The organism is Pseudomonas sp. H2_A10, assembly GCF_054680085.1.
The window spans coordinates 1-16,323 of record NZ_CP162821.1 but is presented as its reverse complement, the minus strand read 5'-3'; the positions used below and the strand labels follow the sequence as shown (position 1 = coordinate 16,323).

The 16,323-nt window shown below is 58.2% G+C and carries 11 protein-coding genes and 1 pseudogene; 3 read left to right on the top strand and 9 right to left on the bottom strand.

Going from position 1 to position 16,323, the window contains the following annotated elements:
* Positions 1–5 precede the first annotated feature (5 nt).
* From AB4O23_RS00060 to AB4O23_RS00020, 9 genes are all read right to left on the bottom strand, one after another.
* A complete protein-coding gene (locus AB4O23_RS00060) occupies positions 6–1,016 on the bottom strand; it encodes an ABC transporter permease subunit (RefSeq protein ID WP_026067443.1) in 1,011 nt (336 codons plus the stop codon).
* Positions 1,017–1,092: 76 nt separating this feature from the next.
* Entirely contained in the window at positions 1,093–2,691 is a 1,599-nt protein-coding gene (locus AB4O23_RS00055) for an ABC transporter substrate-binding protein (RefSeq protein WP_017530132.1), read from the bottom strand.
* 80 nt (positions 2,692–2,771) lie between these two features.
* Positions 2,772–4,169 carry an OprD family outer membrane porin gene (locus AB4O23_RS00050; protein WP_017530131.1) on the bottom strand — a complete coding sequence of 466 codons (1,398 nt, stop codon included), beginning with the start codon at positions 4,167–4,169 and terminating at the stop codon, positions 2,772–2,774.
* A 171-nt stretch (positions 4,170–4,340) separates the two neighbouring features.
* Complete coding sequence (locus tag AB4O23_RS00045) at positions 4,341–5,885, bottom strand: ABC transporter substrate-binding protein (protein WP_460106355.1); 1,545 nt, start codon at positions 5,883–5,885, stop codon at positions 4,341–4,343.
* A gap of 364 nt (positions 5,886–6,249) precedes the next feature.
* Entirely contained in the window at positions 6,250–7,878 is a 1,629-nt protein-coding gene (locus AB4O23_RS00040; protein ID WP_017530129.1) for an ABC transporter substrate-binding protein, read from the bottom strand.
* A gap of 258 nt (positions 7,879–8,136) precedes the next feature.
* Positions 8,137–9,738 (bottom strand): ABC transporter substrate-binding protein, encoded by a 1,602-nt coding sequence (locus AB4O23_RS00035; protein WP_460150356.1) that lies wholly within the window; start codon positions 9,736–9,738, stop codon positions 8,137–8,139.
* Between the two features lie 94 nt (positions 9,739–9,832).
* The gene (locus tag AB4O23_RS00030) at positions 9,833–10,636 is read right to left on the bottom strand and encodes a hypothetical protein (protein ID WP_460068838.1); all 804 of its coding nucleotides are present in this window, start codon (positions 10,634–10,636) and stop codon (positions 9,833–9,835) included.
* Positions 10,591–12,534 (bottom strand): hypothetical protein, encoded by a 1,944-nt coding sequence (locus AB4O23_RS00025; RefSeq protein WP_460068840.1) that lies wholly within the window; start codon positions 12,532–12,534, stop codon positions 10,591–10,593. Before AB4O23_RS00025 ends, AB4O23_RS00030 begins: the two co-directional genes overlap by 46 nt.
* 281 nt (positions 12,535–12,815) lie before the next feature.
* On the bottom strand, positions 12,816–13,526 hold the full coding sequence (locus AB4O23_RS00020) for an SIMPL domain-containing protein (protein WP_065877300.1): 711 nt from the start codon (positions 13,524–13,526) through the stop codon (positions 12,816–12,818).
* Positions 13,527–13,730: 204 nt separating this feature from the next.
* Between AB4O23_RS00020 and AB4O23_RS00015 the strand changes: the two genes are divergently transcribed.
* From AB4O23_RS00015 to AB4O23_RS00005, 3 genes and pseudogenes are all read left to right on the top strand, one after another.
* Entirely contained in the window at positions 13,731–14,993 is a 1,263-nt protein-coding gene (locus tag AB4O23_RS00015; protein ID WP_017530125.1) for an ATP-binding protein, read from the top strand.
* Positions 14,986–15,546 carry a response regulator transcription factor gene (locus AB4O23_RS00010; protein WP_003171731.1) on the top strand — a complete coding sequence of 187 codons (561 nt, stop codon included), beginning with the start codon at positions 14,986–14,988 and terminating at the stop codon, positions 15,544–15,546. The genes AB4O23_RS00015 and AB4O23_RS00010 overlap by 8 nt, the downstream gene beginning before the upstream one ends.
* Before the next feature lie 100 nt (positions 15,547–15,646).
* Positions 15,647–16,323, top strand: a pseudogene (locus AB4O23_RS00005) (SbmA/BacA-like family transporter); the annotation flags it as partial.

Below are 16,323 nucleotides of genomic sequence, written 5' to 3'. Positions count from 1 at the left end.
TGATCTCAGCGCTGATGACGGATGCGTGGGTTGGCGAAGCCGTAGAGGATATCCACCACGAAGTTCACCAGGATCACCAGGCAGGCGATCAGCAGAATGCCGTTTTGCACCACCGGGTAGTCCCGCGCGCCAATGGCTTCGATCAGCCATTTGCCGATGCCGGGCCACGAGAAGATCGTTTCGGTCAGTACCGCACCGGCCAGCAGGGTGCCGACTTGCAGGCCGACCACGGTGAGCACCGGGATCAGCGCGTTGCGCAGGCCGTGTACGAACACCACGCGTGCCGGCGAAAGGCCCTTGGCCTTGGCGGTGCGGATGTAGTCTTCGCGCAGCACTTCGAGCATCGACGAACGGGTCATCCGCGCGATCACCGCCAACGGGATGGTGCCGAGCACGATGGCCGGCAGGATCAAGTGATGCAGGGCGTCGAAGAACGCGTCCGGCTCGTCAGCCAGCAGCGTGTCGATGAGCATGAAGCCGGTGCGCGGCTCGATGTCGTAGAGCAGGTCGATCCGCCCGGAAACCGGGGTCCAGCCCAGGCTCACCGAGAAGAACATGATCAGGATCAGGCCCCACCAGAAGATCGGCATCGAATAGCCCGCCAGGGAGATGCCCATCACCCCATGGTCGAACAGCGATCCTCGTTTCAATGCCGCGATCACCCCGGCCAACAGGCCCAGGATGCCGGCGAACAACAGGGCGGCCATGGACAGTTCCAGGGTCGCGGGGAAGAGGGCGGTGAACTCGCTCCATACGCTGGTGCGGGTACGCAGCGATTCGCCAAGGTCGCCCTGGGCGAGCTTGCCGACGTAATCCAGGTACTGCGCATACAACGGCTTGTTAAGGCCAAGGCGTTCCATTGCCTGTGCGTGCATCTCGGGGTCGACGCGCCGCTCGCCCATCATGACTTCGACGGGGTCGCCAGGGATCATGCGTATCAACGCAAACGTGAGCAACGTGATGCCGAAAAACGTGGGGATCAATAACCCCAATCGGCGCGCAATAAAACTAAACATCTTGGTGTGTACCTCAATCAGCCGGTTAGGCAGGTCCGGCACCGTCCCTGTGGGCGGTGCCGAGCGTTTTTCTTATTTACTTCACCTGGGTAGTGGCGAAGTTATTGGTGGTCAGAGGGCTTTGGGTATACCCCTCGACGTTTTTACGCATGGCGGTAAACATTTTCGGGTAGGCCATGGGGATCCAGGGTTGGTCCTTGGCGAAAACGTCCAGTGCTTGTTGATAGAGTGCGGCGCGTTCCTGGGGTTCAGCGTCGGCGCGGGCCTTGTCGATCAAGGCCTGAAACTCTTTGTTACACCAACGGGCGTAGTTTTCGCCGTTTTTGGCGGCGTCGCAACTCAGGTTCGGCGTAAGGAAGTTGTCCGGGTCGCCGTTATCACCGGCCCAACCGGCCGAGACCATGTCGTGCTCGCCGGCTTTGGCACGCTTGAGCATTTCGCCCCATTCCATGACCTTGATATTCACTTTCAGGCCGATCTGCGCCAGGTCCGCCTGCATGCGCTGGGCGCCGAGCAGCGGGTTGGGGTTGGTCGGCCCACCGCCGTTACGGGTGAACAGGGTGAACTCGGTGCCTTCCGGTACGCCGGCTTCCTTGAGCAGGGCACGGGCCTTAGCGAGGTCGCGCTCGGGGTTTTTCAGCTTGTCGCTGAAGCCCAGCAGGGTCGGTGGGTACGGGCCGGTGGCGTCGACGGCGTTGCCTTTGCCATACAGCGATTCGTTGTAGCCCTTTTTATCGAACGCGATGTTGATCGCGTGGCGCACCCGCGCGTCGCTCATGTACTTGTGGGTGGTGTTCAACGCGGTGTACGCGGTGGTCATTGCGGCCAGTTCATCGACTTTCAGGTTCGGGTCTTTCTTGATGCTCGGAATGTCATCCGGCTTGGGATACAGCGCGACCTGGCACTCGTTGGCCTTGAGCTTCTGCAGGCGCACGTTGTTGTCGGTGGTGATCGCCAGGATCAGCGGATCGGCCGGCGGCTTGCCACGGAAGTACTCCGGGTTGGCCTTGAAGCGCACCTGGGCGTCCTTGGCGTAGCGGATGAAGATAAACGGCCCGGTGCCGACCGGCTTGGCGTTCAGGTCATCGGTCTTGCCGGACTTGAGCAATTGGTCGGCGTATTCGGCGGAGTGGATCGAGGAGAACGCCATGGCCAAGTCGGCCAAAAACGGTGCTTCAGGACGGGTCAGGGTAAAGACGACGGTGTGATCGTCGGTCTTCTCCACGCTTTTGAGCAGTTCCTTGAAGCCCATGCTTTCAAAGTACGGGTAGCCCACGTTGGACTTGTTGTGCCACGGATGTTTCGGGTCCAGCTGGCGCTGGAAGCTCCAAAGCACGTCGTCGGCATTCAGGTTGCGCGTGGGTTTGAAGTAGTCGGTGGTGTGGAACTTGATGTCGTCACGCAGGTGGAAGGTGTAGGTCAGCCCATCGGCGCTGATCTCTGGCAGGTCTTTGGCCAGCGCGGGGACCACTTCGGTGGTGCCGGGCTTGAAGTCCACCAGGCGGTTGAACATGGTTTCGGCGGCGGCGTCAGCGGTCACGGCCGTGGTGTAAAGAACCGGGTCAAAACCTTCCGGGCTGGCTTCGGTGCAGACCACCAGTGGTTTGGCCGAAACGCCAATCGCCACGCTCAACAGCGCGGCAGCCATGGCGGCTTGTAGCGGGAGCATTTTCATTCGGAACCCTCTGCAATCGATGGGACCAGTAAAACGTAGACGGCGGGCTCGTCCTGAGCCCGCCGTTTACCTGGCGCTAATTAAAGAATTTTAAATGGGATGGTGGTGACCAGACGGAACTCTTTGATGTTGCCGTCAGCCTGTTGAGCGCTGCCACGGTGTTCGACGTAGGTGGCACGAATCGCGGTGGCCTTGAGTGGCCCGCTCTGCACGGCGTACGCCGCGCCTACACCGTATTCCTGGTGTTTCTCGCCATCCATCAAACGCAAGTCGCTGCGCGACTTGCCAGCTTCGCCGTAGGCGGTGCCGGTGTAGTGAGTACCGTCGATGCCCCAGCCGCGTGCCGAGTAGACGTTGAACTTCAGGCCAGGCACGCCGTATTCGGCCATGTTGATGGCGTAGGCCACCTGGAACGACTTCTCGTTCGGGCTGTTGAAGTCGGACGTCAGGGAGTTGGCCAGGTAGATGCCGTTGGTTTCGTGCAGGTAGTCGAAGTACTCGTCACCGTTCACTTCCTGGTATGCGAAGGTCAGGCTGTGAGCCTGGTGAGTCAGTCCCAGGGACAACGAGTAGGTATCGTTGTCGATGTCGCCCATCTTCTTGCTGCCGGTGTCGGTGGTCTTGTAGTAGTTCAGGCCGGTGGTCAGTGCCAGGGTCTGTGCATCACCCAGTTCGTGGGTGGCGCCGAAGTAGTACTGGTTCCAGAAGTCTTCGACGTTGGCCGCGAACACGCTGGTTTTCAGGCTCTTGAACGGCTGGTAGTTGAAGCCCAGGGTCTTGACCTTGTCGGTTGTCTGGCCATTGCCGTATTCGGAGCTGAATTTCGACAGGCTCTGTTCGGTACGCGGCGAAACGCGATCGAAAATGCCGCCCTGGAACGACAGGTTGCTGAACTCTTCGCTGTTGAAGCTCACACCCTGGAAGCTGGAAGGCAGCGCACGGTTGCCGATGGTGTCGACGATGCCGCTGCTGAAGTTCTGGCGACCGGCGGTCAGGGTGGTGTTGGACACGCGGAACTGCATGTTGGCCAGGCCCAGTTTGCTCCACTGATCGACTGCATCGCCGTCCGAGCCGGCCAGGGTGCGGTTGGAACCGCCCTTGATATCACGCTTGCTGCGATCCAGAACCAGCGCGTTGTACAGCGCCACTTCGGTCTTCACGCCCACGGTGCCTTGGGTGAAACCCGAGCTGGCGTTGAGGATCGTGCCTTGTACCCAGTTGGTACGGTTGCGGTCGGTTTCAGTCTTGCCGTGTTTTGTGTACGAGAAGGTGCCGCCACGGTATTTGCTTTCGTGGGAGTACCAGTTACGTGTGGTGCCGCCCAGGGTGAAGTCTTCGATAAAGCCCTTGGCCTCGCTTTGCGCGCTGGTGCCGGCCAGCGTGGTAGGCACGAAGTCCTGGCTGGCGGGTTCGGCATAGGCGGTGGCCGTGATGCTGCTGATGGCCAGGGCCAGAAGCGCTTTGCTGCTCAGTTTCATGGGTTGAAGCTCCTTTGGTTCTCTTTTTTATGCCGGTCTTTTTAGGTGGACCGGCTATTGGGTGTGTAACTCGTTCAAGCTATTGCAAACGTTTGCTGTAGGAAAAATCCCAATAAAAGGCTGCACGTTTGCCGCAGAGCCGTTTGGCTCTGCTGTCATCCGGTTATTTTCTTATGGGGTGATACTGACGCCCGAGAACACGTTGCGGCCGAAGGGGCTTACCTTGAAGCCTTCGACTTTGGCGCTTAACGGCTGGTTGACCGTCGAGTGGGCGACAGGCGTGATCGGCACTTGCTGCTTGAGCAATTGCTGCGCCTGTTTGTACAGAGCAGTCCGTTGTTCACGGTCGGTGACGACCTTGGCTTGCTTGATCAGCTTGTCGTACGCCGGGTCACACCACATGGAGTAGTTGTTCCCGCCGATGGCGTCGCAGCTGTAGAGGGTGCCCAGCCAGTTGTCCGGGTCACCGTTGTCGCCGGTCCAGCCGATCAGGCTGACATCGTGCTCACCATTTTTGGTGCGCTTGATGTATTCGCCCCACTCGTAGCTGACGATCTTCACTTTCAGGCCGATCTTGGCCCAATCGTTCTGCAGCATTTCGGCCATCAGCTTGGCGTTGGGGTTATACGGACGTTGTACCGGCATCGCCCACAGGGTGATCTCGGTGCCTTCCTTCACGCCGGCGACCTTGAGCAGTTCCTTGGCTTTTTCCGGGTTGTAGGCGGCGTCCTTGATGGTGTCGTCGTAGGACCACTGGGTCGGCGGCATGGCGTTGACCGCCAACTGCCCCGCGCCCTGGTACACGGCGTTCAGGATGCTCTGCTTGTTCACCGCCATGTCCAGCGCCTGGCGCACTTCGAGCTGATCGAACGGCTTGTGGCGCACGTTGTAGGCGATGTAACCGAGGTTAAAGCCCGGCTTGGTCAGCAATTGCAGGTTGGGGTCGGCCTTGAGCGCATCGACGTCAGCCGGGCGCGGATGCAGGGTCACCTGGCATTCGCCGGCCTTGAGTTTCTGCACGCGCACCGAGGCGTCGGTGTTGATGGCGAAGATCAGTTGATCGAGTTGGACCCGGCTCGGGTCCCAGTACTGTTTGTTGCCCGCATAGCGGATCTGCGAGTCTTTCTGGTAGCGCTGGAACACGAACGGGCCGGTGCCGATCGGCTTTTGGTTGATGTCGCTGGGCTTGCCGCTCTTGAGTAACTGCTCGGCGTACTCGGCGGAAAGAATCGCCGCAAAGCTCATGGCGATGTTCTGCACGAACGCGGCGTCCACCGTGTTCAGCGTCATCACCACGGTATGCGCGTCGGTCTTCTCGACCTTGGCGATGTTCTTGTTCAGGCTCATCCCGTTGAAGTACGGAAACTCGGTGGGGTAGGCCTTACGAAACGGGTGGTCGGGGTCCAGCATGCGGTTGAAGGTGAACAGCACGTCGTCGGCATTGAAGTCCCGGGTCGGCTTGAACTCCTTGTTGCTGTGGAATTTCACCCCTTCACGCAGGTGGAAGGTGTAGGTCAGGCCGTCTTCGGAAATATCCCACTTGGTCGCCAGGCCAGGTATCACGTTGGTCGCGCCTTTTTCAAACTCGACCAGGCGGTTATACAGCGGCTCGGCCGCATCGTTGTCGGTGGCGGTGGTGTACTGCGCGGTATCAAAGCCTGCCGGGCTGCCTTCGGAGCAGAACACCAGGCTCTTCTTGTCGGCGGCTTGGCCCATGGTGGTCACCGCCAGCAGGCTGGTGGCAAAGATTGCGGAGAGAGCGGTGGTATGGCGCATGACGATCCCGATCCTTGTTTGTAATTGTCATCAGCGAGCAATCAGCCTGGCTTTCGGCCAGGAGGACATCACTGATCCCACGCACAGCAAGTGCCTTTCCCAAATTGAAGCCTCTGCTGTCCTACGACGTTATGGGCCGAGGACTTCGCAGTAAATGCGCCAAATAGGATTGACCCTGTAGGCAACGGAGTCGCGTACCGCAGTTCATTTCTGTAGGAAGCAGCGACTGCGAACGTGGTCTGTTTCATACGGGCCTGGCGGATGCAATAACGGCGACGTTAGGAAACGTCGCCGCCAGTGGTCCTTACTTGCCGCTTACGCTCACGCCGTAGAAGGAATTCAAGCCAAACGGGCTGATCTTGAAGTCCTGCACGGTCGTGCGCATGGGTTGATACACCGTCGAGTGCGCGATAGGTGTCATCGGGACTGCATCTTTGAGGATATGTTGCGCCTGCTTGTACAGCTCGGTGCGTTTGGCGACATCCGAGGTAGCCTTGGCTTCTTTCACGATGCCATCGAATTTTTTGTCGCACCATTTGGAGAAGTTGTTGCCGTTCAGCGAATCGCAGCCGAACAGCACGTTCAGCCAGTTGTCCGGGTCACCATTGTCGCCGCTCCAGCCAATGATCATGGCCTGGTTCTCGCCGCCTTTGGAACGCTTGATGTACTCGCCCCACTCATAGCTGGTGATCTTGACCTTCAGGCCGATCTTGGACCAGTCGTTCTGCAGCATCTCAGCCATCAGCTTGGCGTTCGGGTTGTACGGACGCTGAACCGGCATGGCCCAGAGCACGATCTCGGTGCCCTCCTTGATGCCGGCTTCCTTGAGCAGCGCCTTGGCTTTCTCCGGGTCGTACTTGGCATCCTTGATGGTGGTGTCGTAGGACCACTGGGTCGGTGGCATGGCGTTGACCGCCAGCTGGCCCGCACCTTGGTAAACGGAGTCGATGATCTGTTGCTTGTTCACCGCCATGTCCAACGCTTGGCGAACGCGCAGGTCAGCCAGTGGGTTGGGCTTGTCGTCGCCTTTGACCTTGTCCATCACGTTGTAAGCCACATAACCGAGGTTGAAACCGGCCTGGTGCGGCAGTTTCAGGTCCTTGTCTTCGCCCAGCGCCTTCAGGTCGGCCGGGCGTGGGAACAGGGTGATCTGACATTCGTTTTTCTTGAGCTTCTGGATACGCACCGACGGGTCGGTGGTGATGGCGAAGATCAGGTTGTCGATCTTCACATCGGCAGGGTTCCAGTAGTCCTTGTTGCCGGTGTAGCGAATGTTCGAGTCTTTCTGGTAGCTCTTGAATACGAACGGGCCAGTGCCGATCGGCTTCTGGTTGATGTCCTGTGGCGTGCCGTTCTTCAACAGTTGGGCGGCATATTCAGCCGACTGGATCGACGCGAAGCTCATTGCCAGGTTCTGGATGAAGGCTGCGTCCACGGTGCCAAGGGTGAACTTGACGGTGTGCTCGTCGATTTTCTCGATGTTCTTGATGTTGGTGTCCATCCCCATGTCCGTGAAGTACGGGAACTCGGTGGGGTAGGCCTTACGGAACGGATCGTCTTTATTGATCATCCGGTTGAAGGTGAACAGTACGTCGTCAGCCGAGAATTCACGAGTAGGCTTGAAGTACGGGGTGGTATGGAACTTGACGCCTTCGCGCAGGTGGAAGGTGTACGTCAGGCCATCCGGGGACACGTCCCAGCTGGTGGCCAGGCCCGGAATAACGGCGGTGCCGCCACGTTCGAACTGGCTCAGACGGTTGAACATGGTTTCGGCCGAGGCATCGAAGTCTGTTCCGGTGGTGTACTGGCCTGGATCGAAACCGGCCGGGCTCCCTTCGGAGCAGAACACCAGGTTAGTTGCCGCTTGGGCAAAAGGGGCTGCGGCCATAAGGCCCGCGCTCACTAATAACGGAAGGACTGCGTGTTTAAGCATGTTGGCCTCATGATTTGTTGTCATTTTTGGTGGTGAGGGCGACCTCGTGAGTCGGCCTGCGGATACTTATGCAGGCGCCATACCCATTGCAAGATGCTGAACCGGTGCAAGGCGCAAAGAGTGGGACGAACGTACAGGAATGTCGCAATTATGAAAGTTTCGACATAATTACGTACATTTTGAGGGTTTTTTAGGTGCAAACAGCGCACTAAAACAGCCCAACCGAGGCGTCTGGCGCACTCGGTTGGTGCGTGTTTGTTACTTATCTAGACTCACGCCATAGAACGGCGTCAGCCCAAAGGGGCTGATCTTGAAATCTTTCACTTCTTTGCGCAGGGGCTGGAAAACCGTCGAGTTCGCAATAGGCGTTATAGGTACCTGTTCCTTAAGGATTTTTTGCGCCTGTTGATACCACTTTATGCGTTGCTCGCGGTCACTGCTCAGCTTGGCTTGCTGAACCAGCTTGTCGTACGCCGGGTTACACCATTTGGCGTAATTGCTGCCCTTGACCGCGGCACAACTGTAGAGCACGCCGAGCCAGTTATCCGGGTCACCGTTATCGCCGGTCCAGCCGTAAATCATCGTGTCGTGCTCGCCATTTTTGGCGCGCTTGATGTATTCGCCCCACTCATAACTGACGATATTGGCCTTGATGCCAATCTTTTCCCAATCCTGCTGGATCATCTGGGCCGACATGCGCGCATTCGGGTTGGACGCGCGTTGTACGGTCATTGCCCATAGGTTGATGGTGGTCCCCGGTGCAACCCCTGCTTCTTTTAGTAGCGCCCGGGCCTTGGCCGGATCGTATGGGGCGTCCTTGATGGTCGGGTCATAAGACCACTGCGCCGGTGGCAGGGCGTTCTGCGCCAATTGTCCGGCGCTTTGGTACACGGCCTTGATGATTGCCGGCTTGTCGATGGCCATGTCCAGTGCCTGGCGCACCTTGAGTTGGTCCAGCGGCGGGCGATTGACGTTGTAGGCCAAAAAGCCCAGGTTGAACCCGGCCTGCTGCAACACGCGCAGGTTCGGGTCCTGTTTCATCACCTCGATGTCGGCGGGGCGTGGGTAGCCGCTGACCTGGCATTCGCCGGCCTTGAGTTTCTGCAGGCGCGACGCCGCATCCGGGGTGATGGCGAACACCAGGTTGTCGAGTTTCACATCCTCGGGCTTCCAGTACTGTTTATTGGCCGAGTAACGAATCTGCGAATCCTTCTGGTAACGCTTGAACACAAATGGCCCGGTACCCACCGGCTTCTGATTGATGTCCGAGGCCGTGCCCTGTTTGAGTAATTGCGCGGCGTATTCGGCCGATTGCACCGAGGCGAAGCTCATGGCCAGGTTTTGCACGAAGGCGGCGTCGACGTTATTCAGGTTGAAACGCACGGTGTGGTCGTCGAGTTTTTCGACATTCTTGATCGTAGTGTTCAAGCCCATGTCGGTGAAATACGGCGATTCGGACGGGTAGGTCTTGCGGAACGGGCTGTCGGCATCCAGCAGGCGGTTGAAAGTGAACAGCACATCGTCCGCATTGAAATCGCGGGTAGGGGTGAAGAAGTCAGTGGTATGAAACTTGACGCCATCACGTAGGTGGAAGGTGTATGCCAGGCCGTCCTGGGACACCTCCCAGCGTGTCGCCAGGCCGGGTTCGACTTCGGTGCCGCCGCGCTTGAACTGGGTCAGGCGGTTGAACACGGTTTCGGCCGACGCATCAAAATCGGTGCCGCTGGTGTACTGGCTCGGGTCGAAACCGGCGGGGCTGGCTTCAGAGCAATAGACCAGGGTGCTGGCGGCGTGGGCCATCGGCATGAACGCCAGCAGCCCGGCGGCGAGGAGGAGCGGTTTCAACGCGATTCTGTCCATGGAGACTCCTGATAGGGCAGGTATATAAAGGCTGCTCAAACGAAAACGGCGGTCACCGAGGTTACCGCCGTTATGTTGTATCAGGAAGGCGTGGTTACTGTTTTAGATCGACGATGCTCGACGCCGTCAGGGTGAACGGTGCCTTTTTATTAATGGCGTAAGGGTTTGCGTCTTCGTTCAGTTCATTGGTTTCTGCGATATCGAAGGTTCGACGCGCGGTGACCTCCATATCGGGTATGGGCGCCGCATCGTTATCGAGGTCGAGTAAGTTGATGTCAGCCTCCAGTTTGACCTGGGCCGTAGGTGTTTGTGGGTCATAAGTAATGATGTAGTGAGTGTCCTTGCCCCGAAATCCCACATGTTCCTGTAATTGGTTGATTTTCAACTCGACCGCTGTGGGCGCTACACTGCCCTGATGCGCGACTTCGGAGATGCGCGAGCGCAAGAGGGGGTCGGGAATGGCACTTTCAAATTGCTTGAGTCGCAGGGCCAGTGTTTCACCATCGGCTTTTCCCGAGGCGTCCAGTTTTACCGTGGTGTAACCGTCGGGTTGCTTTATTTGGACGGTATAACGGTCACGGTTCAAATCCTTGAGAAAGTTCTGTGAGTAGGGCGTTTCACTGTGCTCGTTGCGCTGCGCTTTTTCGCTGGAAGAAACCTCGAAGTTGTCCTCTGCAACGCTCCAGGAAACATTGAGTTTGCGTTTAAGAACGTCCCCTTCGTTGAAGTTGCTGATCGATTGCTCATAAGCGGTATTGCTGTTGTAGTTAAAGACTTTGTCAAAACGATCGGCACCGCTGGTCTTGGGATCGCCCAGTACATCGAATCCGTCGGAAAGCCGTGGCTGAATCTTCACGTTCTCTGTGGGGGGCTCGAAGGTGCGCGACTCCAAGGCCATATGCCGCCGCCCTCTATTCCTCGTCGTTGCCAGACCCCGGCTTCGTCAGGCTTGGCGACAATTGCGCTGTGCGCCAGTTTCGACGGGTCAGCCGGGTCCCTGACGCGCAATAAGTAATGCTCGCCGTCGCTGGCATCAGGCTTATCAGCGACGAAATATTTTTTATCCTTGAACTCGATTTCCCGCATACCCGGGAAGGATTGCGCGGGCTCGTTGGTGGGTTCTACATCAGGCGCTGCCTTGGGTGTGGTTGAGGCCAGATCGCGGTTGTTCAACGTTTCGGGGACGCGCACCAGTTCAAAATCGCTCGTCTGCGGATTTAGCCGCCATCTGAAGTCGCTGTTGTCGGGGGCCACCGGGACACTGCCCAGGCCACGCTCTGCACCTGCGGTTGCGACCTCGTGCACCAGCTGCAGGCTGCAGATGACGGCTGCGGCATTGCCGCCAACGCGATCCTCGGCCGTCATGCCATAGATGCCATCGTGCACGCCGAAGACGATGTTGCCGGCGTTGCCAACCACGGGCAGGTAGCCGAAGGTATTGCCCCAAAATTCCTTTGCGGCCTTCCAGCTTTGTTGTGAAGAACCAAAGACCTCGGTCTGGTCGTTCCATACCGCGTTTTTGGCGTTCTGAGCCTGGTATTGGGAGGCAACTTTATCCACGTTGGCGTATTTCAACCGATAGTCGGCGTGTCGCCCGCGGGTGTAATTAAAGGTTTCCCGGATCGGTATGGCCTGGTCCTTGAGGAAGTTTTGATACCCAGGATAAGTGGCGTGATTGTCGGCGATTAAATTATCAAGAACCTCGCCAGCCTTTGGCCAATGGGCGTCATGGCCTCCTTGCCGGTCACTGGCATTGAAGCTGAGTTGCAGGTGGTTGCGATTGTTTTTAGCCCAATCGACAAAACCCTTATCGCCATGTATTTCATGGGCGGCGCCATGTCGTAAGTCGATCATCAGGCCTTGATTAGGCCTATTCCTGTAATTGCCGTCATAGGGCGTATAAGGAACAAATGCATAATCCGCCAATGGGTAGCCATAAATATTGGGAATGATAACTTGGCCGTTCTGCTCCAGCGTTCGCTTGACTGCCGCTTGGGCTTGCGCACTGAGCTTTTCAAAGCTGTCCTTGTTGTTAGCGAGGCTTTGTAAACTGCCCTTTAATACATAGGCATCCGATTTTCCTGAGCGTCGCGCAATGACGCCCGAGGCGTTCCGCATTGGTGTCGCTATCTCTTTTTCCCAATGATCTTGAAGTTTCTTACCGATGGTTTCCAGATCGTTGACCTTGCCCCGGTCTATTTCGTCGATTTCCATAAAATGAAAATTGAGCGGGCCGCCGCGTTCTACTTTGTCGTGAGCAAACGCACCCGCTGCGATTTCCCAAGCAAAATAAGTACGCTTTTCGGTGTCGGTAAGATGTTCTGGTTTGCCCACGCCCGTATAGGAAGTAAATGTCACTGTGATCTTTTCGTGCGGGTCGACCCCCGCAGCCAATAACCCCCCGCTGAAGTACCCTGCGGGTTCCATGAACTGGCGTGCGCGTTGGAACTTAACGTTTCTTTCGCCTTCGCTGCCGCTTTCTATATTCCGGATCTGCGTTTTTACGCGATCGGCATAAGCACCGATACGCTGCTCCCGCTGATGAATGGACACGCTCGCATCCAGCGCCATCGCGGTGTTCGAACCGTAAATCGTGGCGTTGTAGGGGGCCGATTCAGCTGTGTGCCGAGGCGTTGGAGGCGGCTTTTGCCCAAGCCCGATCGTTTTGTCCTCTGCACTATTTACCTGGCCCGGCAGCTGGTTATCGGCAGAGGCTGATTCATCAATCGATCGAGGAGGGCGGCTATGCGCGGGTGAATGGGCGCCGACCACATAAGGACTCGGATTTATATTCATCCTCGGTTCCTTATTGTCGGAGCGTTTGAAACACGATGGTTTTTTGAGTCGGCGGGTCGCAAGCGGTGTGTGGGGCGGATAGTCATGTGGGTGCTCCTCGGCGGTGATCTGAATACATACCCGCTGCACGCTCCTTGTCAGGCGGGACTGTATGTAGGTGTTGAAAACCGCCGCCACGATTCCCGCATAAACGTCGCAATTAATGACCAAACGTTGCGATTGCACAGCCGAAAAAAAACGGCGCAGACCTGAGGTCGCGCCGTTTTTTATCCGTGAAAAAACTACTGAATAACTTCGATCACACCATCGGCAGACATCGTGACCTGGCTGGTACCGGCCTCGACCTCAGGGATCGCCGAGTCCTCCATGGCCGCCGCTTTCATCATCATCGCGCCACGGGCGTAAGGTTGTGGGTAGCCATTGGTATTGAAGTTCAAGTTGACGATCTTGTAGCCCTTGCCGCCCAGCGCGTCGGTGGCCAGTTGCGCACGGGCTTTGAATGCAGTGACTGCGTCCTTGAGCAGGGCATCTTCGCTGGCTTTGCGCGTGGCGTCGGCGATGGCGAAATCCATGTTTTGCATTTTCAGGGTGTTAAGCAGTTCGCCGGTGAGTTTGGACAACGCCGGGAAATCCGCGCTTTCGAGGCGCAGTTCGGCGCGCTCACGCCAGCCGGTGATCTTTTGGTTCTTGTTGTCGTAGATCGGGTAGCTGTTACGGCTGCCCTGGCGCAGGGTCACGGCCTTGACTTCGCGGGCCTGGCCCAGGGCCTTGTTGAGAGTGGTGGTGATTTCGGCGGCGAGCTTGGCCGGGTCGGCGTTCTGGGACTCGGTGTAGAGGGTGACGATCATCTTGTCGCGGGCCACTTCCTGGCTGGCTTCGGCGCGCAGGGAGATCTGGTTGTAATGAAGGTCATCGCCAGCCTGTGCCGGAACGCTGGCCAGGGTGCCGACGCTGAGGGTGATGATGGCTGCATTGCGAGTGAAACGTGACATGGAAGCTCCTTGGGCGGTTCGTATCGGTATGACTGTAGACGGTAACGTCGGGTTCTTCGGGTTTACACATCAGCTACAAATTGTCTGGGCGGCGACGAGCGGTCATTTGGGTGGCCTGCGGCAAAGAGCCACACACGCCGTGCCGGCAGGCCTGCTTCGTTTATACTCCTGCCGATCTGCTAGCAGCGCCCACCGGGAGAGCTCATGCTCGCCGCCGTAAAACTGACTTCCGCCACCCGCCAGAACCTCTGGCGCCTGACGTTCATTCGTACCCTGGTACTGGCCGCACAGGCCGGTTCGGTTGGGCTTGCCTATTGGTTCGACCTGCTGCCGCTGCCCTGGCTGCCACTGGGCGTGACCCTCGGGTTCTCCACCGTGCTTTGCGTGTTTACCGCGATCCGGTTGCGCACCACCTGGCCGGTGACCGAGTTGGAATATGCCCTGCAATTGGCTTGCGACTTATTTATCCACAGTGTGTTGCTGTATTTCTCCGGTGGTTCCACCAACCCGTTCGTTTCGTATTACCTGGTGCCGCTGACCATCGCTGCGGTGACGTTGCCGTGGCGCTATTCGGTGGTGCTGTCGGGCATCGCGCTGACCTTGTATACCTTGTTGTTGGCCCAGTTCTATCCGTTGCAGACGTTTCCCATCGCCCGAGAAAACCTGCAGATCTATGGGATGTGGTTGAGTTTTGCGTTGTCCGCCGCCGTGATCACTTTTTTTGCGGCGCGCATGGCCGAAGAGCTGCGCCGCCAGGAAGAACTGCGCGCTATCCGCCGTGAAGAGGGGCTGCGTGACCAGCAACTGCTGGCCGTCGCCACCCAGGCCGCGGGTGCCGCTCACGAGTTGGGCACGCCGCTGGCCACCATGAGCGTTTTGCTCAACGAAATGACGCAGGATCACCACGACCCCGTCCTGCAAGAAGATCTCGGCGTATTGCGCGAGCAGGTCAAGCAATGCAAGCAAACCTTGCAGCAACTGGTGCGTGCCGCCGAAGCCAATCGCCGCCTGGCGGTGGAGATGCAGGACGTCACCCACTGGCTCGATGAGGCCCTGAACCGCTGGCACCTGATGCGTCCCGAGGCCAGCTACCGCTTCCATCTGCTGGGGCAGGGTACCGTGCCGCGCATGGCACCGCCGCCGGACCTGACCCAGGCGCTGCTCAACCTGCTCAACAATGCCGCCGACGCTTGCCCCGAAGGCCTGGGCGTGCAGTTGGACTGGGATATGGAAAACGTGACCATCAGCATTCGCGACCACGGTGCCGGCGTGCCGCTGGCCATTGCCGAGCAGATCGGCAAACCGTTCTTTACCACCAAAGGCAAAGGCTTCGGCCTCGGCCTGTTTTTGAGCAAGGCCAGCGTGACCCGCGCGGGCGGCTCAGTGAAGCTCTATAGTCATGAGGAAGGTGGCACGCTCACCGAGCTGCGCCTGCCCCGTGTCGCACGAGGAGATATCGATGAGTGACGAGATCCAAGTCGAAGGCGAAGAACTGCCGCACCTGTTGCTGGTAGATGACGACGCCACTTTTACCCGCGTGATGGCGCGCGCCATGAGCCGTCGCGGTTTCCGTGTAAGCACCGCCGGTTCCGCCGAAGAAGGCCTGACCATCGCCCAGGCCGACCTGCCGGACTACGCCGCGCTCGACCTGAAAATGGACGGCGATTCCGGCCTGGTGCTGCTGCCCAAGTTGTTGGAACTGGACCCGGAAATGCGCGTGGTGATCCTCACCGGTTACTCCAGCATTGCCACCGCTGTCGAGGCGATCAAGCGTGGCGCCTGCAACTACCTGTGCAAACCGGCGGATGCCGATGATGTACTGGCCGCCTTGCTTTCCGAGCACGCCGATCTCGACACCCTGGTGCCGGAAAACCCAATGTCGGTAGACCGCTTGCAGTGGGAACACATCCAGCGCGTGCTGACCGAACACGAAGGCAATATCTCCGCCACCGCGCGTGCCCTGGGCATGCACCGCCGCACCCTGCAACGCAAGTTGCAAAAACGTCCGGTACGACGCTGAACCTAGGCTGAACGACCCGCTTCAGGCCGCACGGAGCCCTGAACCGATCAATTATGATCGGTTCAAACGCCTGTCACTTCTTTCCTACCGAGCCTGAACGATGAATCAGAACGCTGAGTACTCCGCGGTCAATGACGCAGTGCGTGGGCAATTCTTGCGCCGAACCTGGGCGATGATCACGCCTTACTGGCGCAGTGAAGAGAAGGGCAAGGCCTGGCTGCTGCTGGCCGTGGTGATTGGTTTGTCGCTGTTCAGCGTGGCCATTTCGGTGTGGCTCAACCATTGGTACAAGGACTTCTACAACGCCCTGGAGAAAAAGGACACCGCTGCGTTCTGGCAGCAGATCGTCTATTTCTGCGGTATCGCCACGGTGGCGATTCTGGGCGCGGTGTACCGCCTCTACCTGACCCAGATGCTGACTATTCGCTGGCGTGCGTGGCTTACCGACAAGCACTTTGCACGTTGGCTGGGCGACAAAAATTACTACCAGTTGGAGCAGGGCGGCTACACCGATAACCCGGACCAGCGGATCTCCGAAGACCTCAACAGCTTTACCTCCAACACCCTGAGCCTGGGCCTTGGGCTGTTGCGCAATGTCGTCAGCCTGGTGTCGTTTTCGGTGATTTTGTGGGGCGTGTCGGGCAGCATTGATGTGTTCGGCATCACCATTCCCGGCTATATGTTTTGGTGCGCGTTGCTCTACGCCGCTGTCGGCAGTTGGCTGACGCACCTGATCGGGCGTCGTTTGATCGGCTTGAGTAACCAGCAACAACGTTT

Coding starts and splice junctions, on each gene's coding strand:
- AB4O23_RS00030 (WP_460068838.1), bottom strand. CDS start 10,636: ATGGCCTTGGAGTCGCGCACCTTCGAGCCCCCCACAGAGAACGTGAAG.
- AB4O23_RS00055 (WP_017530132.1), bottom strand. CDS start 2,691: ATGAAAATGCTCCCGCTACAAGCCGCCATGGCTGCCGCGCTGTTGAGC.
- AB4O23_RS00050 (WP_017530131.1), bottom strand. CDS start 4,169: ATGAAACTGAGCAGCAAAGCGCTTCTGGCCCTGGCCATCAGCAGCATC.
- AB4O23_RS00025 (WP_460068840.1), bottom strand. CDS start 12,534: ATGAATATAAATCCGAGTCCTTATGTGGTCGGCGCCCATTCACCCGCG.
- AB4O23_RS00020 (WP_065877300.1), bottom strand. CDS start 13,526: ATGTCACGTTTCACTCGCAATGCAGCCATCATCACCCTCAGCGTCGGC.
- AB4O23_RS00010 (WP_003171731.1), top strand. CDS start 14,986: ATGAGTGACGAGATCCAAGTCGAAGGCGAAGAACTGCCGCACCTGTTG.
- AB4O23_RS00040 (WP_017530129.1), bottom strand. CDS start 7,878: ATGCTTAAACACGCAGTCCTTCCGTTATTAGTGAGCGCGGGCCTTATG.
- AB4O23_RS00060 (WP_026067443.1), bottom strand. CDS start 1,016: ATGTTTAGTTTTATTGCGCGCCGATTGGGGTTATTGATCCCCACGTTT.
- AB4O23_RS00045 (WP_460106355.1), bottom strand. CDS start 5,885: ATGGGCCAAGCCGCCGACAAGAAGAGCCTGGTGTTCTGCTCCGAAGGC.
- AB4O23_RS00015 (WP_017530125.1), top strand. CDS start 13,731: ATGCTCGCCGCCGTAAAACTGACTTCCGCCACCCGCCAGAACCTCTGG.
- AB4O23_RS00035 (WP_460150356.1), bottom strand. CDS start 9,738: ATGGACAGAATCGCGTTGAAACCGCTCCTCCTCGCCGCCGGGCTGCTG.